This is a genomic window from Sphingobium sp. AntQ-1 (genome assembly GCF_028538045.1).
GTDB classification, from domain to species: Bacteria; Pseudomonadota; Alphaproteobacteria; order Sphingomonadales; family Sphingomonadaceae; genus Sphingobium; species Sphingobium cupriresistens.
Genome location: NZ_CP117159.1, coordinates 200,001 through 221,838, shown reverse-complemented (window position 1 = coordinate 221,838; position 21,838 = coordinate 200,001). Strand labels below are relative to the sequence as shown.

Genomic DNA, 21,838 nt, shown 5'->3' with positions numbered 1-21,838 from the left:
GAATCGCGTGTTTCGGATGAAGTATCGCGCGACTTGGCTTTGATTCGCTTGTCGGACCGTGCGAAACGGACATTAATAATAGCGGGAAAAGCGTGCGTCTGACCGTTTTGCTGATGCGCGACAGATCGTGATGGCGATAAAATGATGTTGCGATTGCCCCTGTGGCCGTGATTCTGAAAACACGATGATCGCGTGAAAAGCCATCGCGCGCGCCCTACCCCTATCGACCCTTCTGCCTTGTATCGCCATTTCAGTGCCGAGCCCGAAAGGCAGACGGGCATCTCACGTTAGAGGATGTTGAGGGCGAGCTTAGACGTGTTTTTGGATCTGGTGGACGACATAGATTGGCGATCTGCATCGGCACGGAGTTGCCCAGATGGATGCTAGCCAGCCTGTATGGGCCACATGCAATCGACGTCGTCCTTGCTTTGACGCAGGTCGCCGGGAGAGGTCGGAGCGCTCGAACAAAAAAAATTTCGACCGGCGCAGAGAACAAAAGCTGAAAATGCGAATAGAGGCCGCAGGAGCCGCCCTCAGCGGCCTTCTGGCGAGGACTATTTTCTAGGCTTCGGACCAAAAATCGGTGATTTGAGGATCAATAAGCGGATCTGGCGCGGTAGAGGCGTGCGGCGCGTGGCTCACCGGAATGATATAACTGCGATAACTGCTTTGCCCCGATCGTTCTAGCAGGAGTCCGGCGTCGGTTGCGATGCCCAGCAATTTGATCGCCCCGGCAGAAGTCAGGTTCAATTGATCGGCGACGAGCCGACTGGTGATAAACGGTCGCGACATTGCCATCATCAATACATCCTTCAGACGGCCGGGCCGACGACGCGATGCGATATGGGCTGCGGCGCGCTCCGCATAGGCACGCAGACGAACTTCCTGATCCAGATGATCGCAGGCGCCCAAGGCGATGGCCCGAAGCCATAGACGATCGAACTGGGCCGGGTCGGCGATCTTCCACGCGGCGCCGCTGGCCCGAAAGCCCAGGGAGACAAGACCACCGAATGATGCATCCCATCGACCCGGACCGTGGCGATCGCCGATGAGGAAGCTGGCCACCGCATCGCCCCGTCCGATCGGCGCGCGACGCCTCCATGCCAGGGCAAGGCGCGCGCCATGGAGCAGGGGAGGGGAGGGGGGCAGGGTCGCCGCTTCCGCCTGCCATTGCGCGACCCGCTGTCGGACGTCTGCGAGCGGGAGGCCGGGGGTTGCCCACGGGCCAGCAGGGGCGGGGGCGTCATGCACGCCCAGCCAATCGAGAAGGCCGATGCTGTCCGCACGCAGCGTACCAAGCGTTACCGGCGCTCCGACGGCTTGCCGCCAATGGGTGAGGTCGTAGGCGGCTCCACCAACGCTGCCGCGGCCATTGACCGTGAACGCGCTCGCCTCAACCGATGTCGTATCGAGCCATGCCAAGGCCTGGCGTTCGGTGATGAAGCATCGTATCTTCCAAGGGCGACGCACCGGGCTAAGCCGTCGCCGCTCCTCGATCCGTGCGAGCGCCGCCTGCGCTTCGGCGTAGAGAGAGAGTAGGGTGACATCGTCCATGGTCCCTTGGTCGCAATCATCCCTACACGACAACCTTCCCATGGATATCATATCCTAGAATATATAAGCTAATATCAATGATATAATATGATATATTAAACGATATGGCCATTTAAGCTAGTTTGATCCTATACGCTCTCCGCCCGAACGCCAATCCTTCATCTTTTCGACCGATTGGCGTCCACACGCTAGAGAGGACTGTCGGCGATCTGGCGGGCTGGTTCGGTGGTTTCCTGCCCGTCACCGCCTTCGCCATGGTCGCGGCGACCGGGGATATTTATTACGGCCTCTGGTATCCGGTCGTCATCGCGGCGGCGACGGCGGTCATCGGACTGTTGTTCCTGCCGGAAACCTTCCGCCGCAATATTGACGACCGAGACGGCGAGTTGGACAATTGAAATGACAAGAGCGGCGCCCACCAGCGCCGCTCTTGTCATTATATATCAATTACTTATGCTTCTTCCGGCCAGTAGAGGCGCATCGGGTTGTCGATCAGCAATTTGCGCTGGAGTTCGGCGGTGGGCGCGATGCGGGGAATCATATCGACCAGATGGCCGTCATCTGGAATATCGTCCTGCATATTGGGGTGCGGCCAGTCGGTGCCCCACAGCACGCGGTCCTGATAGTCGGCGACCAGCGGTGCGACCGCGTCGGCGAAGGCGTTCCAGGGATCGCCAGTAGGATCGAGCCGGTCGGGGCAGGTAGCCTTGAACCAGATGTCGTCGCGGCTCTCCAGAAAGGCGCGGAAGGCCTTCATGTCGACGCCGTCCGGTCCCTGGGTCACATCGGGGCGGCCCATATGGTCGATCACCAGCGGGACCGGGATGGCGTCCATGAACGGGCGCAGTTCTTCGAGGATGTCGGCTTCGAAATAGATCACCACATGCCAGCCGGCGGGCAGGCGTTTGGCGACGTCGAGGAATTTGTCCTTGGGGGCGTCGTCCACCAGACGCTTGAGGAAATTGAAGCGGATGCCGCGGATGCCGCCATCATGGAGGGCGGCGAGATCGGCATCGGAAATGGCCGGATCGACCACGGCGACGCCGCGCGCCTTACCGTTCGCCTTTGCGATGGCGTTCAGGGTCGCGCTATTGTCGGTGCCGTGGCAGCTCGCCTGGACGATGACATTGCGGGCGAAGCCCAGATGGTCGCGTAATGCGAACAACATGTCCGGGCCGGCATCTTCGGGCAGATATTTCGCCTTCGCGCTGAAGGGGAAGTCTGCCATCGGGCCGAAGACATGGCAATGGGCGTCGATCGCGCCGGCGGGGGGCGTATAGAGCGGCCTGGAGGGCGCGCCATGCCATGAGGTGATGCGGGTCATTGGTTCCAACTCCGTTCGGCCCTTTGACAGGCTCAGGGCGATAGGCCCTAGTTTCTGGTTTAAGAAAAGACGACGCCGTCCATCAATTTACGCGCGGTGCGGAGCATGGCGGCGCTGGTGACGGCGCCGCTGTCGTCCAGTTCCATGACGCAGGTCGTTTCGCCCGTCGGATGTTCGACCGAGAGCGTCTTGCGATCGCCGCCGGGAATGGAAGCGACCTCGGCCGCGGGCGATCCTTCGACCAGGCAGGCGGTAGCGACGCTGACCGCGCCAAGCACGCCGATGGAAGCATGGGCGCGATGCGGGATGAAACTGCGCACCGTGACTGCGCCGCCGTTGCGGGGCGGGGCGACCAGCATCATCTTGGGCACCGACTTGTCGGTTACGTCGCCCAGGTTCATGCGTTCGCCGACGGCAAGGCGGATTTTTTCGATACGGGCTTTCAGCGCCGTATCATTGTCCAGCGTGTCACGGTCTTCATAGCCGGTGATGCCGACGTCCTGCGCCTTCATCACCACGCAGGGCATCCCGTTGTCGATCAGGGTGACGCGCACGCCCTCCACTTCGTCGAAGGCGTTGCCGGTGGGAAGAAGGGCGCCGCAAGAGGAGCCGGCGGTGTCGCGAAACTCCAGCGGGATGGGGGCGGCGCTGCCGGGGACGCCGTCGATCTTGGCGTCGCCGTCATAGCGGACTTTGCCGCCGGGTGTTTGCACCGTGCCGATGGCGATCTGGCCGGTATTTTCCATGAAGATGGCGACGCGGGTTTCGTCCTGTTGCGCAGCGACGAGGCCCCGTTCGATCGCGAAGGGGCCGATGCCGGCGAGAATGTTGCCGCAATTCTGCGCGTCGCTGACCACCGCCTTGTCGACGAAGACCTGAAGGAAGAGATAATCGACATCGACGCCGTCGCGCTGTGACTTTTTCACGACCGCGACCTTGCTGGTCAGCGGATCGGCGCCGCCCATGCCGTCGATCTGGCGCGGGTCGGGGGAACCCATGACGCGCAACAGGAAGGCGTCGCGGGCGGCGGTGTCGGCGGGCAGGTCCTGGGCGAGGAAATAGCCGCCCTTGGACGTGCCGCCGCGCATCCACAGGACGGGGGATTGGCTATGTGCTGTCATCTACAGCTCCGTTCGGTTCGAGCTTGTCGAGAACCCTGCGCGATGGTTCTCGACAAGCTCGAACCGAACGGAGAGGGGGACGCGACAGGGGGCAGGCGGTCAGATATATTTCAGGCCCATCTCTTCCAGGCGCGGGCGCATATTATAGATGTCGAGGCCGAGTTCGCCGGCGGCGAGGCGGACGCGCTTGGCTTCTTCGGCGGCTTCGCGGGCCTGCGCCTTTTCGAGGACCGCAGCGGCGTCGGCGCGTGGTACGATGCACACGCCGTCATCGTCGGCGATCACCACGTCGCCCGGATTGACCAGCGCATTGGCGCAGATGACGGGGACGTTGACCGATCCGATCGTGTTCTTGACCGTGCCCTGGGCATGGACCGCCTTCGACCAGACCGGGAAGTTCATCTGAGTGAGGTCGCGCACGTCGCGCACGCCCGCGTCGATGATGAGACCGCGGCAGCCGCGCGCCTGGGCCGAGGTGGCGAGCAGGTCGCCGAAATAACCGTCGGTGCAGGGGCTGGTGGGAGCGAGGAGGAGGACGTCGCCTTCCTTCAACTGCTCGATCGCGACATGGACCATCCAATTGTCGCCGGGCGCGGCGGAGATGGTGACGGCGTTGCCGGCGATGCGCGCGCCGGTGTAGATCGGACGCATGTACGAGGCGAGCAGGCCGGTGCGGCCCTGCGCTTCATGGACGGTGGCGACGCCGCATTTGGCGAGGCCGTCGACGACGCTAAGGTCCGCCCGTTCGATATTCTGGACGACGATGCCGGACATGCTGACCTTCTCCTTATTCATGACGGCGCACGGACCAAGCGGATGGTTGGGCGGCGCGGGACAGGATGGTGGCTGGACCCGTTCGGGGGAAAGGGCAAAAAGGAAATCTGGCCAAGCCATTAGTTTTCACTAAATATGGCAATGTGGACTGGACCGACATCAACCTTCGTCACCTGCGCGCAACCGTGGAAATCGCGGATCGCGGAACCATGAATGCGGCCGCCGCGGCGGTAAACCTGACCCAGCCGGCGATAACCCAGGCGCTGGCCCGATTCGAAGCCATGCTGGACGTGCCCTTGTTCGACCGCCGCCATGACGGGATGACGGTGACCGATGCGGGCGCGCTGCTGGTGCCGCGTTTCCACGCCGCGCTGGACCATATCGCCAGCCCGCATGTGACGATGGCGCGGTTCCGCGCGCTGATCGCGCTGGCGGATGCGGGCAGTTACCCTGCGGCGAGTGCCGCGACCGGCCTGTCGATCCCTTCGCTGCATCGCGCGGTCAACGACCTTAGCCTGTCGCTGCGGCGGCCGCTGGTGCGGCGGCGCGGCAAGGTGGTGATGCTGACCGATGCCGGTGTGCGGATGGCGCGCGCCTTTCGCCTGGCGCGGGTCGAGTTGATGGCGGCGCTGGCCGAACTGGCGGCGCTCAAGGGGCATGAGACGCGCAGCATCGCCATTGGCGCGATGCCGCTGTCTCGCGCGCGGGTGCTGCCCGCCGCCGTGTCGCGCTTCCTGCGGCGGCGGCCGGGCGTGCGCATCACCATATTGGAAGGGTCGCGCGCCGAACTGATCGAGCCGTTGCGCAACGGCGCGATCGACATGATGGTGGGGGCGTTGCGCCTGCCGCTGCTGGAGGCGGATTTCGAGCAGGCGGCGCTGTTCGAAGACCGGCCGGTGGTGATCGCGCGGGCAGGTCATCCGCTGGCCGGGACACAGCCCGCCATGAGCGATCTGGCGCGCTATCCCTGGATCATCGCCGCGCCGGGCGCGCCGCTGCGCGAAAGCTGGGAGGCGTTATTCAGCGAACATGGCATCGCTTTGCCGGTCGTGCCGATCGAATCGGGATCGGTCATGACCATCCGGCAATTGCTGATCGACAATGATTTCCTGACCCTGTTGTCACCCGATCAGGTGACGGTGGAGCTGGAGGCGGGGTGGCTGTGCCGGATCGACACGCCGGTATCGCCCGCCAGCCGATCTATCGGCGTGACAACGCGGGCCTCCTGGCGCCCGACCACGGTGCAGGGCGAATTCATGGCCGATCTGGAGGCGGTGTCGCAGGGGTGACGCAGCGGAGAATATGCGCTGCCCTGTGCGCCGTCCGTGCGGGCATTGTCCATGACGGTGGCGGATGATCGGCGAGAGGGACGGGCTGCGCCATAGGATCATATTCAGCGCCAGCTTATGGCTATGCGGCTGATCCGATTTGTCGCCGAGGGCATGGGCAGGCAGATTTCCCGCCATGACGACCGATATTCTCCTGATCGGATTTGGCGAGGCGGGCAGCACATTCGCTGCGGCTGGCGCGTGGGGAGCGCGCGCGTTGGCGCATGACCGCGATCCGGCGCGGGCCAGCGTGATGGCGCAGCAGGGCGTCGCCTGTCGCGATCGGCTGGGCGATGCGGTGCGGGACGTGCCGATGATCCTGTCGCTGGTGACGGCGGACCAGGCGCTGGCGGTGGCGCGCGACGCCGCGGCGCTGATTGGGCCGGGGACGCTGTTCTGCGACATGAACAGCGTTGCGCCGCAGACCAAGCAGGCGGCGGCCGCGCTGATCGCGGCGGCGGGCGGCCATTATGTCGATGTCGCGGTGATGGCGCCGGTCGATCCGGCGGGCATGGCGGTGCCGCTGTTGCTGAGCGGGGCGCGGGCGGAAAAGGCGGAGGCGCGGTTGCGCGCGCTGGGTTTTGCGAAGACGCGGGTCGTGGGCGCGGATGTCGGCCGGGCCTCCTCGATCAAGATGATCCGCTCGGTGATGGTCAAGGGGATCGAGGCGTTGACCGCCGAATGTGTGATGGCCGCGGCGCAGGCGGATGTGCTGGACGAGGTGCTGACCTCGCTCGATGCGAGCGAGAAGGCGAAGACTTGGGGCGTGCGGGCGGATTATAATCTCGACCGGATGCTGGTGCATGGCACGCGGCGCGCGGCGGAGATGGAGGAAGTCGTCAAGACACTGGATGGCCTTGGCACCGGGGCTGCGATGACGCGCGGCACGGTGGCGCGGCAGGCGGCGATCGGCGCACTGGGCGTGAAGGCGCCGCCGGAAGGGCTGGGCGCGAAGATCGGGGTGATTTCTTCCGACGGCGTTTCCGCGAAGGCGGAAGTGACGGAGTTTTTGGGGCGGGCGTAGCGTGCTGTCGCCTGAGGCCCAAGCCTTTGCTGGGGTGACGGAATAAGGGTTGAGGAAAGAGACGCGATGAGCCTGATTATCGATTGCCACGGTCATTACACCGTCCTGCCCAAGGGCCATGACGCCTGGCGCGAGGAACAGAAGGCGGCGTTCAAGGCCGGGACGCCGTGCCCGCCCTATCCCGACATCAGCGACGCGGAGATTCGCGAGACGATCGAGGCGAACCAGTTGCGCCTGATCAAGGAGCGCGGCGCGGACCTGACGATCTTTTCGCCCCGCGCATCCGCGATGGCGCCGCATGTGGGCGACGAGGCGGTGGCGAAGGAATGGGCGATCCGCTGCAACGACCTGATCGCGCGCGTCGTCGGCCTGTTCCCCGAAACCTTCGTCGGCGTGTGCATGTTGCCGCAGTCGCCCAAGGCCGACATGAGCAACAGCATCGCGGAGCTGGAGCGCTGCGTCACCGAACTGGGCTTTATCGGCTGCAACCTCAATCCCGATCCGGGCGGCGGGCATTTCACCCATCCGCCGCTGACCGACAGATATTGGTATCCCTTCTACGAGAAGATGGTCGAGCTGGACGTGCCGGCGATGATTCATGTGTCGGGCAGCTGCAACCCGGCGATGCACGCGACCGGCGGCTATTATATCGCGGCGGATACGATCGCCTTCATGCAGTTGCTGGAAGGCGATCTGTTCAAGGATTTCCCGACGCTGCGCTTCATCATCCCGCATGGCGGCGGCGCGGTGCCCTATCATTGGGGGCGCTATCGCGGGCTGGCGGACATGCTCAAGAAGCCCGACCTGTCGACGCACCTGATGAACAATATCTTCTTCGACACCTGCGTCTATCACCAGCCGGGCGTGGACCTGCTGGCCGACGTGATCGAGAATAAGAATATCCTGTTCGGGTCGGAAATGGTCGGCGCGGTGCGCGGCATCGACCCGACCACCGGATTCTATTTCGACGACACCAAACGCTATGTCGATGCGCTGGACGTGAGCGACGAGGAACGCGCCGCAATCTTCGCGGGCAATGCCCGTCGCGTCTTCCCGCGCCTCGACGCCCAATTGAAGGAGAGGGGACTATGATAACAGAAGATCCCAAACATCAGGACATCCACGAATATCTCGCCGAGATGGAGGATATTCCGGGCACCCGCGTCTTCACCGCCAAGCGCGCCCGGCAGGGCTATCATCTGAACCAGTTTGCGATGAGCCTGATGAAGGATGAAAATCGCGCGAAGTTCAAGGCGGACGAGCGCGCCTATCTGGACGAATGGCCGCTGACCGAGGAGCAGAAGCTGGGCGTGCTGGCGCGCGATTATAACAAGTGCCTGGACCTGGGCGGCAATGTCTATTTCCTGTCCAAGCTGTTTTCGACCGACGGCGTTCCCTTTGCCGAGGCGGTCAGCACCATGACAGACATGGCGTTCCCCGAATATCGGGAAATGATGATGCGGGGCGGGCGTTCGCCCGAAGGCGCCCGGTCGATCAAGGCCAATGAAGCGGCGGCCGCCGCCGCGAAGAAAGAGGATCGCTGATATGGCGCGGATTACTGCTGGCGTGGCGTCGAGCCATGTGCCGCTGCTGGGCGTGGCGTCGGACTTCAACAAGGATCGCGACGATTATTTCGGACCGATCTTTGCCGGGTACGATTGGACCCGCGCATGGGAGAAGGCCGAAAAGCCCGATGTCATCATCCTGGTCTATAACGACCACGCCTCCGCCTTCGACATGAAGATCATCCCGACCTTCGCGATCGGCTGTGGCGAGCGTTACAAGTCGGCCGACGAAGGCTGGGGGCCGCGCGCGGTGCCGGACGTGGAGGGACATCCCGACCTCGCATGGCACATGGCGCAGAGCCTGATCCTGGACGAGTTCGACATGACGATCATCAACGAGATGGACGTCGATCATGGCCTGACCGTGCCGCTCTCCATGATGTTCGGCAAGCCCGACGCCTGGCCGTGCAAGGTCGTGCCGCTGGCGGTCAATGTCGTCACCTATCCCCCGCCATCGGGCAATCGCTGCTGGGCGCTGGGCGAGGCGGTGCGCAAGGCGGTCGAGAGCTTCCCCGAAGACCTCAACGTCCAGATCTGGGGCACGGGCGGCATGAGCCACCAGTTGCAGGGGCCGCGCGCCGGGCTGATCAACAAGGAATGGGACAATATGTTCCTGGACGGGCTGATCGGCGAGAGCGACCATCTGCGCCGCATCCCGCATATCGAATATCTGCGCGAAACCGGCAGCGAAGGCATCGAAATGGTGATGTGGCTGGTGATGCGCGGGGCGCTGGGCAAGAAAACCCGCGCGCTGCATCGCCATTATCATGTGCCCTGCTCCAACACCGCGATCGGCCATATGGTGCTGCGCCCCGACAATGGCGAAGGGCTGGACATGACCGGCAACGATACGGTGAACGCGATCGCGGCTGAATAAACCAACTTAAAGCCCCTCCCCTTCAGGGGAGGGGTTGGGGTGGGGGCGGTTGCGTTAGCAATCGCTTCTGCCTTCAAGATGGGCGCTGGCTCGCTTCGCTCGCACCCACCCCTTCCCCCTCCCTTAAAAGGGAGGGGCTTATTTTGGAGTAGTTTTTCATGCGTATTGCCCTGGCTGGCGCCGGCGCCTTTGGCGAAAAGCATCTTGATGGCCTCAAGAATATCGATGGCGTCACCGTCACCTCGATCATCGGCCGCGAACTGGAGGCGACGAAGAAGGTCGCGGAGAAATATGGCATCGGCCATGTGACGACCGACCTGAACGAGACGCTGGCGCGTGACGATGTGGACGCTGTGATCCTGTGCACGCCCACGCAGATGCACGCGGCGCAGGCGATCGCCTGCATGGATGCGGGCAAGCATGTGGAGGTGGAAATTCCGCTGGCCGATAGCTGGGCCGATGCGCAGGCGGTACTCAAGAAGCAGGAGGAAACCGGTCTCGTCTGCATGGTCGGCCACACGCGCCGCTTCAATCCGTCGCACCAGTTCGTCCACAACCGTATCGAGGCGGGCGAATTCAATGTCCAGCAGATGGACGTGCAGACCTATTTCTTCCGCCGCAAGAATATCAATGCGAAGGGGGAACCGCGGTCCTGGACCGACCATCTGCTGTGGCATCATGCCGCCCATACGGTCGACCTGTTCGCCTATCAGGCGGGCAGAATCGTGTCGGCGCACGCGCTCCAGGGGCCGATCCATCCGGACCTGGGCATCGCCATGGACATGTCGATCCAGCTGAAGAGCGAGACCGGCGCCATCTGCACCCTGTCGCTGTCGTTCAACAATGACGGGCCGCTCGGCACCTTCTTCCGCTATATCGGCGATACCGACACCTATATCGCGCGTTACGACGATCTGGTGAACGGCAAGGAAGAGGCGATCGACGTCAGCCAGGTCGCCGTGTCGATGAACGGCATCGAATTGCAGGACCGCGAATTCATCAGCGCCATCCGCGAAGGCCGCGATCCGAACAGCAGCGTCGCCAAGGTGTTCGATTGCTATCGCGTACTGGGTGAACTGGAAACGCAGCTGGCGGGTTGATCAACCATAATTTCGGGCGCGCAGTAAGGGCGTGGCCGGGCAACCGGTCGCGCCCTTTCTAGGCTGTAGCGATTCCCGCAACGGCCAAGCGGCGCTATTATCGCTGGGTCGAGCAAGGGGTCATCGAACGGATATTCGAGGCGGTATTCGATGATCCCGACATCGCAGCGTTCGCCTGCCCTATGATGTCATCGCTTGTCGACGCCGATGGGCATGGAAGGCTTTTTCGCCCGCATCGAACAAGCGCACGTCTTGTTGGTAGCGAATGTCAGAATGGGGCCATCAGGAGAGTTTCTGCCTGAGAAAATAAGACGGCGTGCAGCTCCAGGCATGGCAATAGCTATTGATATGGATGTCCCCATAGGGAGACGACAGCGGAGTGGTCGGATCAAACACTTCCCAGAAGGTATCGACACCCGCGTCGATCATCGCCACCCAATAGCTTTCGAGCAGCGCCATGGCGCGTTTCTTTTCGCCACATGCGATGAGCGCTTCCACGACATAATGATAAAGATAAGGGGTAGAGGGCTTGATCGCCGCCGGATCGTCCAGCGTAGCGAACAGGGCTTTGCGCCCTTCGCGCGGCGACAGGAGTCCGCCCAGCATCATCCAGCTCGCGCCGGCCCAACTGACCTGTCGCCTGGGGCCGCTGACCACCCGTCCGCTGTGCGCGTCCCAATAGGCGGCGCGGCCGGCGGTGGTCATCGTTCCAGCCCTATGGGATAGGCTGGCATCCTCCTGCTTCATCCCCAGTCGTCGGGCCAGTTCCGCGGTCGCCCTCCAGGCGAAGGTGAGCAGGCCCTGGATCGCGGCGCCCTTGTCCAGCTTGTCCGCCCAGTCGATGAAAATCCACATATTGCCCGGATCGACGAACAGCCCGTCGGCATTGATCCAGCGCGCGATCAGTTCCAGCTGGCGTCGCGCCACCGGCCACAGGTCGCGCCCGGTCGCAACATCGCCGGTCGCCAGCACATAATCGCGCAGGGTGACGTTGAAGAGCGCGGCATAATCGACGATGTGCATACCGCCGTAGCGGGGATGTGGCTTTTCGTAGACGCAGGCGGCGACCAACCCGTCTTTGTCGCGATAGGCCGCGAACAGATACAGGCAGCGCTTGACCAGATCGTTGTTCTGGAAGCTCGCATAATTGGCGAGCGCCTGAAGCCGCAGATCGCCGACCCACAGTCGCTGGTCTCGGCGCGGACCATCCTCGAAACTGGTTTGCATACAGTCACGCAGCGTCGCCATCGCGACCTCGTCCATCCGGCGCAGGCGCGGGGTCGCGCCCATGGGCGCGGGCATGGGACCAGCCGACGTCACCGCGTGAGCGCGGACATTGAGGAACTTTACCGCAAAGCCCGGCGAAGTGTCGATCACGTCGACCCGGACATAGCGAAAGGCGTAACGTCGCGCCATCTTCACCGACTGCGGCAGATAATCGACGGTGATGATCTCTTCGGGCAACCAGGCTTCGCTGATCTTGCCCTTATAGGGATGCAGCGGTTCGGCGACGTCGGTCTGCACTTCGCCGAAGGTCAGTTTCAGCCGCACCGGCGCATCCGGTTCGCGCCCGACCGTTTCGAGGTCGAAGGACAGATAACCCGTCCGGTGCCCTTCGAAATCGAGGATGAAGCTGTCGCCCTTGCGGAAGCTGCGGGTAGCGAAGTCCGCGATGGTGGCGGCCTTTTCCACGCGGAAACGCAATATCTGCGCGGGGTCGGGGATCATGTTCACCAGAGCGACCGGCTGTTGCTCGATGCTATGCAGCGTCGGCATCAGAGCGTCGGCCTTGCGCGCCCATTCGGCATTGGGTTCGCCCGCAATCGCTGGCGCAAAACGGCTATTTTGCGCCAGCACCTTCGGTCCCGCCAGCAGGGTGGCGAAGGTAACGCCCAGCGCGCCACCAAGGATCTGCCGCCTGCGGATGGCGAGCGATTGCCCCTGCATATCGCAATCCCCTACCGGCTTTTGGCGGCAAGCGGCAGGTCGCGTGAGGAGCCGCCCACATAAACCGCACGCACGCCCTGCGGCGTGGTCCAGCTGGCCGCCCTTTCATCCCAATATTGCAGGCTGCGTGGCGCGACATGAATCGACACCGTCTTCGATTCCGATGGCGCCAGATGGACGCGGTCGAATCCGGCGAGCGCCTTGACCGGGAAGGCGATGCCCCTGGGGGCATTGGCGGGCGCCCCCAGATAGATCTGCGCCACTTCGTCCGATGCCCGCTTTCCCGTATTGGCGACGGTGAAACGGACGTCCAGACCGCCGTCGGCGGCGGGCTTCACGGTCAGGCCAGAATAGGCGAAGCTGGTGTAGCTGAGGCCATGGCCGAAGGCGTAGAGGGGCTCCTTTTTCTGCCGGTCGAACCAGCGATAGCCGACATCCAGCCCCTCCGAATAGGTGACGACGCCATCTTCGCGCGCGCCGCGTTCGGGATGACGGGGGTCGGTCGCGGGATAATCCTCCAGCGCCTTGCCCCAGGTGAAGGGCAGACGGCCCGCCGGGCTGACCCGGCCGGTCAGGATGTCGACGGTCGCCTCGCCGCCCTTGTCGCCGCCCCACCACATGTTGAGCACCGCCTTCACCTTGCCCAACCAAGGCATGGCGACGGGGTAGCTGCTGTTCAGCACCACGATGGTGTTGGGGTTGGCCGCGCTCACATCATCGATCAGCCTGTTCTGCTCAGGGGTGAGGCCGAAGATGGGATTTTGCCGCGCCCAGGCGAAGACGACAGCCTTCTTGGCTTTTGCCGCGGTTTCGACAGCGTGGCGGTAATTGGCCTCGCGCTGTTGCGGCGTCTGACGTGCTCCCCTGAAATGTGACCGATTTTGAGTAGAGTCCGACGCAAAGGAGTCGGACGAACATGAAGCGGAGCAGGTTCAGCGAAGAGCAGATCATTGCGATCTTGAAGGAGCAGGAGGCGGGCATGGCGACGGTGGACGTGTGTCGCCGCCATGGGATCAGCTCGGCGACGTTTTACAAGTGGAAGTCGAAGTATGGCGGGCTGGAGGTATCCGAGGCGCGGCGACTGCGCGCGCTCGAGGACGAGAACGCGAAGCTGAAGAAGCTGCTGGCCGAGGCGATGCTGGACAACGTGGTGCTGAAGGATCTGGCATCAAAAAAATGGTAACGCCCGGCGCTAAGCGGGAAGCCGTCGCTCATGCTCGTGAACACCACGGGCTGAGCGAGCGTCGGGCGTGCGGCCTGGTCGGCGTGAGCCGGCGGGTGATCCGGTATCGATCGTCGCGGCCGGACGATGGTCCGTTGCGGCAGCGTCTGCGGGAGCTGGCGGCAGAGCGTCGCCGGTTCGGCTATCGGCGTCTGGGCTATCTGCTGGCGCGCGAGGGCATGACGCCCAACCACAAGAAGCTGCTGCGGGTATATCGCGAAGAGAACCTGCGGGTCCGTCGCCGAGGTGGCCGCAAGCGCGCCTTGGGCACCAGGGCGCCGATGGTGCTGCCGGATGGGCCGAACCAGCGCTGGTCGCTGGACTTCGTCTCCGACACCCTGACCTGCAGCCGCCGGTTCCGCATCCTGTGCGTGGTAGACGACTACACGCGCGAATGCCTGGCGCTGGTGGCGGACACGTCGCTGTCGGGCGTGCGGGTCGCGCGGGAACTGACGCGGCTGATCGGGATACGCGGCAAGCCGCATACGGTGGTCAGCGATAACGGCACCGAACTGACCTCGTCGGCCATCCTGCGCTGGTCGCAAGAGCGGCGGGTCGAGTGGCATTACATCGCCCCGGGCAAGCCGATGCAGAACGGCTTCGTCGAGAGCTTCAACGGTCGCTTGCGCGACGAATGCCTCAACGAGACCCTGTTCACGTCGCTGCCGCATGCCCGGTTCGTGTTGGATGCCTGGCGGCACGACTACAACCACGTCAGGCCACACTCGAAACTGGGCGGGAGAACCCCCGCCGAGAAAGCCGGCGAACCTGTCTGGGGGCATGCCCCCAGACAGGTTGCCATCACCTCAACCAACCATCATGAAGGAGCCGGACTCTACCTCTGACTGGTAACAATCAGGGGAGCACGTCAGCGGCCATCGACCAACGGTGGTGCAGCCCGATTTCGACGATCTGCGTGCCGGCGTCACCAATCATTACAGCCGCATCATCGTGGAGGATGCCAACGCGCTGTCCGCCGTCACCTTCTACGGCGGTGCGGAAGGATCAGCGCGGTGGTCGAAGGCGATTGAGGATGTCGCAGGCATTCCGCTTTGCACGGGCGCGCAATCGCTGATCGCCGCATTCAACGCTCATGGCGGAATCAGGAAAATAGCGGCATTGTCGCCCTATTACCCTGTCGCCAATGCGGAGGTCGCCAATTTTATGAGCGACCATGGCGTGACCATGGTGCGCGACACGCCGCTCCTCTGCCCAAGCTGGACTGCGATCGCGGAGGTGCCCGCGACACTGGTTGAAAAGCCTGTCACCATTACCGTGTCCACGCCCATCTCGTTCGCGCGCGGTTGCAATGTGTCGGGGAAAGCGCCGTCCGGCGATCCGCGTGGGAAGGCGCGCAACGCTGGCGCCTTTCGGAAGAACATGCCGCCATCCGCGCCGCCCGGCTCATAGACCAGGTTGGTGAAGATCACCGGCACGCCGGCATCGCGGGCGGCGACGAGGCGCTTGTTGGAAGCGAGCGCATCCTCTACCCCGGCATCGCCATCGCCCCGAAATGCGTCACCATCGAGATGTCGCATGAGAGGAGGCGCCCCTGATGTGGAACGCCTCCAGCACAAGATCAGCCGTTCAGCTGATCCTTCACGGCCTTCGCCGGCGTGAACGTAAGCTTTTTCGACGCAGCGATCTGAATGGTCGCGCCAGTCGAGGGGTTGCGGCCTTCACGGGCCGGGCTATCCTTGACCTTGAATTTGCCGAAGCCGTTTAGCGAGATTTCTTCGCCTTTCGCAGCAGCGCCGGCGATCTGCACGAATACGGCGTCGACGAGCTTGCGAGCATCAGCCTTGGTGAGGTCATGCTCGCCGGCGAGGGCGTCGGCTAGGTCGCTATTGTTCATATCGCATCCTTCTTGATAGTGAAGCGCTTCCATTAGAGGCTGCAACGATCGTATCAAAGCCTGATTTTAATTGGGTGCCGCAGCATCGCGAGCAGGGTTGCGCCGACCAGCGAACCGAGCGCCATGACGAGAGCCACAGCCGGGAGGCCGAAATCGAGCGTGAAAAGGAAGCCTGCGAGGATCGGACCCAGTGCTGCTCCGCCGCGGCCGATGCCGATGACGATGCCGGTCCCGCCGGCGCGCACCGCGGTCGGGAAGGAATGGGCTACCAGCGCATAGAGGCCGACCACCGCGCCATTGGTGAAGAAGCCCGCGCAGGCGGCGATCAGACTGAGGCCGACGAGCGTCGTCTGCCCCTGGCCAAAGAGCGTCACCATCACGGTGGAGGCGACCATCGCCAACATGACAAGTGCGCGCAGCGGTAGCCGCCAACTGAGCGCGCCCAGCAGCAGCGCGCCGGCGAGACCGCCGACATTGGCCCAGACTAGCACGCCGCCCGCGGCGGATGGTGCGAAACCCATGTCCACGACAATCTTGGGCACCCATTTCAGGATGAAGTAGAAGGTCATGATGTGGCAGAAATAAGCGAGCGTCAGCAATATGGTGGTTCGTGCAAGGCCGGGTGCGAACAGAGCCGCGAAGGACGGCTTTGTCGCGGTAGGATCGGGCGCGGGCAAGGCGTCGGCAGGGGCGTGGCCCATGCGGGCAAGCAGGCGGTTGATCCGCGCCAAGGCGCCTTTGGGGCGCTTTTGTAACAGGAAGCCGATCGATTCGGGCAGCAGCCAGAGCGAGACGGGCAGGAAGAGGGCCGTAACGCCGCCGCCGAACAGGAAGATGTCGCGCCAGTCGCCCGCAACCAGCAAGTGCGAGGCGACAGACCCGCCCAGGATCGCGCCGACCGGGTAGCCCGCCGCCATGATCGCGACGGCGAGGCTGCGCGAGCGGGCGTTGGACAGTTCGGCGACCATGGCGTTGGTGCAGGCGAGCATCCCGCCGATGCCGAGGCCGGTAAGCAGACGGATAAGCGAGAGCGACACTACGTCCCACGCCTGGGTCGCGCCGGCCATGCCCGCCGCCATGACGACGAGGCAGCCCAATATGGTCGGGCGGCGGCCGATGCGGTCGGCCAGGTTGCCAAGAAGCACCGATCCGATCGCCATGCCGATCAATTCCATTGACAGGACGAGGCCGAGCGCGGCGCGATCAATCCCCCATTCCGCGGCGATGCCGGGCGAGGCGAAGCTAATGGCCAGCACGTCGAAGCCGTCGAGCGCGTTTAGCAGGATGCACAGGATGATCGCCGCGATCTGGAGCCGGCCATGGGGGCTTCGTCCAGCCTATGCCTGATGTCGGTCATCCTTGGTCCCGTCCCCCTATACTTTATCATCCGTCAGTGTCAGCCGACCGCGAAAATGTCCAGCGCGACATGGTCCTTGAAGCGGGCGGCGGCGCACAGGAAGACGGTGCGGCCGAGCCAGGCGTGGGGGCCGTCGCCCGCCACCTCGAAACGCGGGGTGGTGCGGAAATAATAGAGAGATGGGTCCACCACTTCGCCCGCCGCGATGCGGGCCAGCACCGGCGCGGGGCCATGGCGATAGCCGGGATTGACGACGGAGATGACCGCGCCATCATCCGCTTGCAGCGAATAGCGGGCGAGGATGTCGGCGGTGCCGTCCGTCCGGATCGATTGCCAGTCCGCGCCGCCGGGCAGCACTTTGCCGGTGAGGCGCGGGCCATCGACGCTGCCGCCGGTGATGGGTATGACCCGCTTACGCACGCCATCGACCATGCCCAGTTCCTGCGGCGCGCCGATCAGAACGCGCAGGCGCATGGCGAGGCTGAGCGAGGGGGTGGCGAGCGCGCCGCCGGGCGCCGCGGCGAGCGGGGCGGCGGCGCCGGCAAGAGCCAGGCCGGGCAAGGCCGTGAGCAGGCCGCGGCGGTGCATGTCGCTCGTCATCATCTCTCCCTGCCCGCCGACGTGGCGGCGTTTGCCACAGGCATAAAGGATGATGGCGTGATGGCAAATATGGTCCATGATTTTGCCGAAAACCAGGTCGGTTCCGGCACGCGCGGTGCGGTGTGGGTGAACCGGGCGGAGGCTGGCGACTTCATCCTTCCGCTTGGCTTATGCCTGACCATTTGGGAAAGGCGCTGGGGGGCGTGCGTGAAACTGGATGCCGGATAGATTATGAAGCCGTTGCCGATCGACAGGATGATGCGGGCCGCCCGTTGCGCGCTGGGTGGGCTGACGCTGGCCATGCTGGCGCCTGCCGCGGTGGGTGCGGCGGAACCTGCGCCGTTCGAATTGCCCGGCCCGGCGCTGGACATATTGGTGATGCGCGGCGACCAGAGCCTGCCGATCGCGCAAGTGCCCAGCCTGTCCGAAGGCGACCGGCTGTCGATCGAGGCGGATCTGCCCGCCGATCAGGGCGCGCGCTTCATCCTGGTGTCCGCCTTCCTGCGCGGCGCGACCAATCCGCCGCCCAAGGATTGGGTCCGGTTCGCCGAGACTTGGAAGAAGAAGGACAAGGACAAGGCGCTGGTGCTGACGGTGCCCAAGGGCGCGCGGCAGATGGTGCTGTTCCTGGTGCCCGACACCGGCGGAGCGGAGGGCGTATTGTCCGACGCGGTGCGGGGGAAGCCTGGCGAATTCGTGCGCGCGACGCAGGATCTGAACCAGGCGTCGCTGGACCGGTCGCGGCTGGACGCCTTCATGTCGGCGATCAAGGCGCAGGAAAACAGCCATCCCGAATATCTGCGCAGCGTCGCGCCGACGCTGGCGCGCAGCCTGGCGATGAAGCTGAACGAGGAATGCCTGTCCAAGGTGGTCGAGATGCAGGCGGCCTGCCTGCTCGACAATCGCGACGCGCTGGTGTTGTCGGACGTCCATAGCAGTTCGATCGCCGAAACGCTGACCGGGGCGCCCACCGACCTGGCGCTGCAACTGGCCGCGACGCGCGAGGCGGGCTATGGCTTTTACAGCCCCTATATCGGAGTGGTGCGCGACATCGCGAAGATATTCGGCGCGTTCAGCAGCCCGCAATTCGACTATCTGCCGACCCTGAGCGTGCGCAAGCCAGAGGGGATGTCGCTGCTGCTGAACGCCGCGCCGTCCTTCCAGAAACCCAAGTCTGTGATGGTGGTCGCCATGCCCTCGATCGAGGCGGACAGTCCGCCGCGCCTGCGCCGCAGCGGCGACGCGCCGATCTGCGTGGCGCGTGCGGGCACGGTGTTGCCAGTGGAGGGCGCTCCGCTGATCTTCTCCACCCCCTATGCGCGCGAGGTGAAGCTGGCGCTGAAGACGGCGTCGGGCGAGACGGTAGACCTGCCGCTGGAGGCGCGCGCCGACCGGGGCGGTTATGTGCTGACCGGCGATGATGCGCCGCCAGTGTTCAAAGGAACGGTGCAGGGCCATCTTTTTGGCCGATGGGGCTTCGATCGGTTCGAGGGGCCGGACTTCATGGTGCAGATGCCCGATGCGGGCGGATGGACGGTGGAGGGCGATAGCGCCGCTCTGGTCGTCGGGCGCGACAATGGGCTGGTGCTGAAGGGTGGCACGCCCGCCTGCGTCGAAAGCGTGATGTTGCGACAGGGGGAGGGCGCGCCCAAACCGATGGAATGGAAGGTGCAGGGGCGCGACGCGCTGGCGCTGACCGTGCCGCTGACCGATCGCAAGCCCGGCGCGCTCAGCATCGAGGTCAAATATCAGGGCGTCGCCCAGCCGTCGGCGATTGCGCTGCGCAGCTATGCGCAGGCGAGCCGACTGGACGGACTGCTGCTCCATGCCGGGGACAAAACGGCGCTACTGTCCGGGCAACGGCTGGACCAAGTGGAGAGCGTGGATGTGAACGGCCTGGTGATGCGGCCGGACGGGCTGACGCGCGACGGGGCGGTGGACCGGCTGCGGCTGGTGGGGCAGAGCGATGCGGTCGCGCTCGAAGCCGGCAGCGCGGCGACGGCGCGGGTCAAGCTGCGCGACGAGCGGAGCGTGAGCCTTGCCCTGACGGTGGCGGACGCGCGACCGCAGATAGGACTGCTGAGCAAGGATGTCAGCCTGGGCGCGCCGCCCGCGAACGGCAAGGTGCTGGCGCTCAATGGCGACAATCTGTTGCCGGACAATGGCCAGCTCGTCTTTTCGGTGCGGGCGGGCGAGGGCACGAAATTGAGCGCGAGCGACGCGATCGAGGTTGCGCCGGTCGAGGATGGCGCGACGATCCGACTGACCGCCGCCAATGGCCTGCGGCTGGAAAGTCCCTATGTGATGGTCGCCACGCTGGACCCCAAGGCGATGGCGCCGTCCCTGTTTGGCCCCTTGCGCTTTCGCCTGCTGCGCGGGGGCGAGGCGAGCGACTGGCAACCGCTGGTGACGCTGGCGCGGCTGCCGCAGATCGCGGCGGTTTCGTGCGCAGCGAAGGCGGACGGTTGCACGATCACGGGGCGCGACCTGTTCCTGATCGATGCGGTGGGCGCGACGCCGACTCTCGACCAGGCGGCGCAGGTGGCGCATGGCTATACCGGCTCTGCGCTCAAGGCGCCCGCGCCGCAGGACGGCAAACTCTATTTGCGGCTGCGCGACGCACCCGATAGCGTGGTGACGCTGCCTGCGGCCTGATCGTCGGCGGATAGTCCATTCATGCTTGGTCGCGTTGCCCCTGAAGTGCTGATCCGACGGCGCCAGGTCGGTTGAATCGTCCAAATAAGCGGCTGGTCCCGCCATGGGCGTGCGCTTGGCGACCCGGCATCATGTCCTCCAATGCCAAAGGACATGGAGAGGATGATCATGAAGACGCAGGTCGCGATCGTGGGCGCTGGACCCGCCGGGCTGATGCTGGGGCATCTGCTGCGGGTCGAGGGGATCGAGGCGGTCATCGTCGAGCGGGCGTCGCCCGACTATGTGCTGGGCCGCATCCGCGCCGGGGTGTTGGAGCGCACCACCACCGACCTCATGGACCGGCTGGGGCTGGGCGCGCGGATGCACGCGGAGGGGCTGCCGCATGACGGCTTTCATCTGGCCGATGGGGAAAGGCTGATCCGCATCGACATAGCGGCGCTGACCGGCAGGCAGGTGATGGTCTATGGTCAGACCGAAGTGACCCGCGACCTGATGGAGGCTGCGCCCGAACGCGGGCTGGAGATCATCTACGACGCCGCCGATGTGGCGCTGCACGATGTCGATGGCGACGCGCCCTACATCACCTATAGCAAGAACGGCGCGACCCATCGGATCGACGCGCAGTTCCTGTGCGGCTGCGACGGCTTCCACGGCCCCTCGCGCAAGGCGATGCCGGCGTCGGTCGCGCGCCATTATGAGAAGGTCTATCCCTTCGGCTGGCTCGGCATCCTGGCGGATGTGCCGCCGTGCAACCATGAGCTGATCTACGCCAATCACGAGCGCGGCTTTGCGCTGGCCTCGATGCGGTCGGCGACGCGCAGCCGCTATTATGTGCAGGTGGCGCTGGACGAAAAAGTCGAGGACTGGTCCGACGACCGGCTGTGGGACGAGCTGGCGATCCGGCTGGGGCCGGAGGCGGCGGCGCATATCACCCGTGGCCCCGCGCTGGAAAAGTCGATCGCGCCGCTGCGCTCCTTCGTATTCGAACCGATGCGCCATGGCCGACTGATGCTGGCGGGCGACAGCGCGCATATCGTGCCGCCGACCGGCGCCAAGGGCCTGAACCTGGCCATGTCCGACGTGCATTACCTGTCGCAGTCGCTGATCGCCTATCTGAAACGTCATGACAGCGACGCGGTGGCCGGCTATTCGGACAAGGCGCTGGCCCGCGTCTGGAAATCCGAACGCTTTTCATGGCAATTGACGAAGCTGATGCACCGCTTCCCCGATAGCGATGCGTTCGATCGCCGGATGCAGGTCGCCGACCTCGACTATATCGCCTCCTCGGTCGCGGCGCAGACGACGATCGCGGAAAATTATGTAGGATTGCCTTTATAATATGACCAGCCTCCCCACTCGGACTGTCGGCCCCTTCACTGTTTCGGCCATCGGCCTTGGCTGCATGAACCTGTCCCACGCCTATCTGCCGCGGCCCGATACGGCGGAGGCTGAGCGGTTGTTGCGCCATGCGCTCGACGTCGGCGTGACCTTCTTCGACACCGCGGCGCTTTATGGCTTCGGCGCGAATGAGGAAT

General features: G+C 64.4%; 22 protein-coding genes and 2 pseudogenes (1 of these 24 running past the window's edge). 14 read left to right on the top strand and 10 right to left on the bottom strand.

The genetic code is table 11. From position 1 onward, the window contains the following. Window positions 1-561: 561 nt before the first annotated feature. Window positions 562-1,554, bottom strand: a complete 993-nt coding sequence (locus sphantq_RS19860; protein ID WP_272800486.1) for a hypothetical protein — start codon at window positions 1,552-1,554, stop codon at window positions 562-564. A gap of 215 nt (window positions 1,555-1,769) precedes the next feature. Here sphantq_RS19860 and sphantq_RS19855 point away from each other — a divergent pair. Further along, window positions 1,770-1,952, top strand: a pseudogene (locus tag sphantq_RS19855) (hypothetical protein); the annotation flags it as partial. A 53-nt stretch (window positions 1,953-2,005) separates the two neighbouring features. Here sphantq_RS19855 and sphantq_RS19850 read toward each other — a convergent pair. The 3 genes from sphantq_RS19850 to ligK form a co-directional block, all read right to left on the bottom strand. Then, window positions 2,006-2,878 (bottom strand): amidohydrolase family protein, encoded by an 873-nt coding sequence (locus tag sphantq_RS19850; RefSeq protein ID WP_066609106.1) that lies wholly within the window; start codon window positions 2,876-2,878, stop codon window positions 2,006-2,008. A gap of 59 nt (window positions 2,879-2,937) precedes the next feature. After that, window positions 2,938-3,999, bottom strand: a complete 1,062-nt coding sequence (locus tag sphantq_RS19845; RefSeq protein WP_129927122.1) for a 4-oxalomesaconate tautomerase — start codon at window positions 3,997-3,999, stop codon at window positions 2,938-2,940. Window positions 4,000-4,098: 99 nt separating this feature from the next. Continuing rightward, complete coding sequence (gene ligK, locus sphantq_RS19840; protein ID WP_066609217.1) at window positions 4,099-4,773, bottom strand: 4-carboxy-4-hydroxy-2-oxoadipate aldolase/oxaloacetate decarboxylase; 675 nt, start codon at window positions 4,771-4,773, stop codon at window positions 4,099-4,101. Window positions 4,774-4,916: 143 nt separating this feature from the next. Here ligK and sphantq_RS19835 point away from each other — a divergent pair, with 143 nt between their 5' ends. The 6 genes from sphantq_RS19835 to sphantq_RS19810 all read left to right on the top strand — a co-directional run bounded on the left by sphantq_RS19835 (window position 4,917) and on the right by sphantq_RS19810 (window position 10,667). Next, window positions 4,917-6,062, top strand: coding sequence for a LysR substrate-binding domain-containing protein (locus tag sphantq_RS19835; RefSeq protein WP_443021583.1), 1,146 nt, complete (start codon window positions 4,917-4,919; stop codon window positions 6,060-6,062). 175 nt (window positions 6,063-6,237) lie between these two features. Continuing rightward, the gene (locus tag sphantq_RS19830) at window positions 6,238-7,125 is read left to right on the top strand and encodes an NAD(P)-dependent oxidoreductase (RefSeq protein WP_272800484.1); all 888 of its coding nucleotides are present in this window, start codon (window positions 6,238-6,240) and stop codon (window positions 7,123-7,125) included. Window positions 7,126-7,191: 66 nt separating this feature from the next. After that, window positions 7,192-8,217 carry an amidohydrolase family protein gene (locus tag sphantq_RS19825; protein WP_066609103.1) on the top strand — a complete coding sequence of 342 codons (1,026 nt, stop codon included), beginning with the start codon at window positions 7,192-7,194 and terminating at the stop codon, window positions 8,215-8,217. After that, window positions 8,214-8,669 (top strand): protocatechuate 4,5-dioxygenase subunit alpha, encoded by a 456-nt coding sequence (ligA, locus tag sphantq_RS19820; protein WP_066609102.1) that lies wholly within the window; start codon window positions 8,214-8,216, stop codon window positions 8,667-8,669. Before sphantq_RS19825 ends, ligA begins: the two co-directional genes overlap by 4 nt. A 1-nt stretch (window position 8,670) precedes the next feature. Further along, window positions 8,671-9,567: a class III extradiol dioxygenase subunit beta gene (locus sphantq_RS19815; protein WP_272800483.1), complete on the top strand. Its 897-nt coding sequence runs from the start codon at window positions 8,671-8,673 to the stop codon at window positions 9,565-9,567. A gap of 158 nt (window positions 9,568-9,725) precedes the next feature. Beyond that, window positions 9,726-10,667 (top strand): Gfo/Idh/MocA family oxidoreductase, encoded by a 942-nt coding sequence (locus tag sphantq_RS19810; RefSeq protein ID WP_129927121.1) that lies wholly within the window; start codon window positions 9,726-9,728, stop codon window positions 10,665-10,667. 282 nt (window positions 10,668-10,949) lie between these two features. Here sphantq_RS19810 and sphantq_RS19805 read toward each other — a convergent pair whose 3' ends face one another. From sphantq_RS19805 to sphantq_RS19795, 3 genes and pseudogenes are all read right to left on the bottom strand, one after another. After that, complete coding sequence (locus sphantq_RS19805) at window positions 10,950-12,614, bottom strand: alpha-L-rhamnosidase-related protein (protein ID WP_272800482.1); 1,665 nt, start codon at window positions 12,612-12,614, stop codon at window positions 10,950-10,952. 11 nt (window positions 12,615-12,625) lie between these two features. After that, window positions 12,626-12,877, bottom strand: coding sequence for a fibronectin type III-like domain-contianing protein (locus sphantq_RS19800; protein WP_242496085.1), 252 nt, complete (start codon window positions 12,875-12,877; stop codon window positions 12,626-12,628). A gap of 162 nt (window positions 12,878-13,039) precedes the next feature. After that, window positions 13,040-13,396: pseudogene (locus tag sphantq_RS19795) on the bottom strand (glycoside hydrolase family 3 protein); the annotation flags it as partial. A 134-nt stretch (window positions 13,397-13,530) separates the two neighbouring features. Here sphantq_RS19795 and sphantq_RS19790 point away from each other — a divergent pair. From sphantq_RS19790 to sphantq_RS19780, 3 genes are read left to right on the top strand one after another with little or no spacing between them, the layout of a single operon-like run. Continuing rightward, window positions 13,531-13,797: a transposase gene (locus tag sphantq_RS19790; RefSeq protein WP_048575054.1), complete on the top strand. Its 267-nt coding sequence runs from the start codon at window positions 13,531-13,533 to the stop codon at window positions 13,795-13,797. After that, a complete protein-coding gene (locus sphantq_RS19785) occupies window positions 13,680-14,681 on the top strand; it encodes an IS3 family transposase (protein ID WP_239659610.1) in 1,002 nt (333 codons plus the stop codon). Before sphantq_RS19790 ends, sphantq_RS19785 begins: the two co-directional genes overlap by 118 nt. 43 nt (window positions 14,682-14,724) lie before the next feature. Next, on the top strand, window positions 14,725-15,246 hold the full coding sequence (locus sphantq_RS19780; protein ID WP_242496158.1) for a hypothetical protein: 522 nt from the start codon (window positions 14,725-14,727) through the stop codon (window positions 15,244-15,246). Between the two features lie 169 nt (window positions 15,247-15,415). On the opposite strand, the gene sphantq_RS19770 is transcribed toward sphantq_RS19780, so the two are convergent. From sphantq_RS19770 to sphantq_RS19760, 3 genes are all read right to left on the bottom strand, one after another. Then, complete coding sequence (locus sphantq_RS19770) at window positions 15,416-15,691, bottom strand: HU family DNA-binding protein (RefSeq protein WP_066609209.1); 276 nt, start codon at window positions 15,689-15,691, stop codon at window positions 15,416-15,418. 53 nt (window positions 15,692-15,744) lie between these two features. Then, the gene (locus sphantq_RS19765; RefSeq protein WP_443021582.1) at window positions 15,745-16,947 is read right to left on the bottom strand and encodes an MFS transporter; all 1,203 of its coding nucleotides are present in this window, start codon (window positions 16,945-16,947) and stop codon (window positions 15,745-15,747) included. A 140-nt stretch (window positions 16,948-17,087) separates the two neighbouring features. Continuing rightward, the gene (locus tag sphantq_RS19760) at window positions 17,088-17,651 is read right to left on the bottom strand and encodes a DUF3237 domain-containing protein (RefSeq protein WP_244884548.1); all 564 of its coding nucleotides are present in this window, start codon (window positions 17,649-17,651) and stop codon (window positions 17,088-17,090) included. Window positions 17,652-17,705: 54 nt separating this feature from the next. Here sphantq_RS19760 and sphantq_RS19755 point away from each other — a divergent pair, with 54 nt between their 5' ends. The 4 genes from sphantq_RS19755 to sphantq_RS19740 all read left to right on the top strand — a co-directional run. Beyond that, window positions 17,706-17,876: a hypothetical protein gene (locus tag sphantq_RS19755; protein WP_169793972.1), complete on the top strand. Its 171-nt coding sequence runs from the start codon at window positions 17,706-17,708 to the stop codon at window positions 17,874-17,876. A gap of 3 nt (window positions 17,877-17,879) precedes the next feature. Continuing rightward, window positions 17,880-20,303 carry a hypothetical protein gene (locus sphantq_RS19750; protein ID WP_443021581.1) on the top strand — a complete coding sequence of 808 codons (2,424 nt, stop codon included), beginning with the start codon at window positions 17,880-17,882 and terminating at the stop codon, window positions 20,301-20,303. Between the two features lie 168 nt (window positions 20,304-20,471). Next, entirely contained in the window at window positions 20,472-21,641 is a 1,170-nt protein-coding gene (gene pobA, locus sphantq_RS19745; protein ID WP_066609207.1) for a 4-hydroxybenzoate 3-monooxygenase, read from the top strand. Between the two features lies 1 nt (window position 21,642). Then, window positions 21,643-21,838, top strand: partial view of an aldo/keto reductase gene (locus sphantq_RS19740; protein ID WP_129927712.1) — the 5' portion only. 815 nt of this gene lie beyond the right edge of the window; the window shows 196 of its 1,011 coding nt (coding positions 1-196); the start codon lies at window positions 21,643-21,645; its stop codon lies off the right edge, out of view.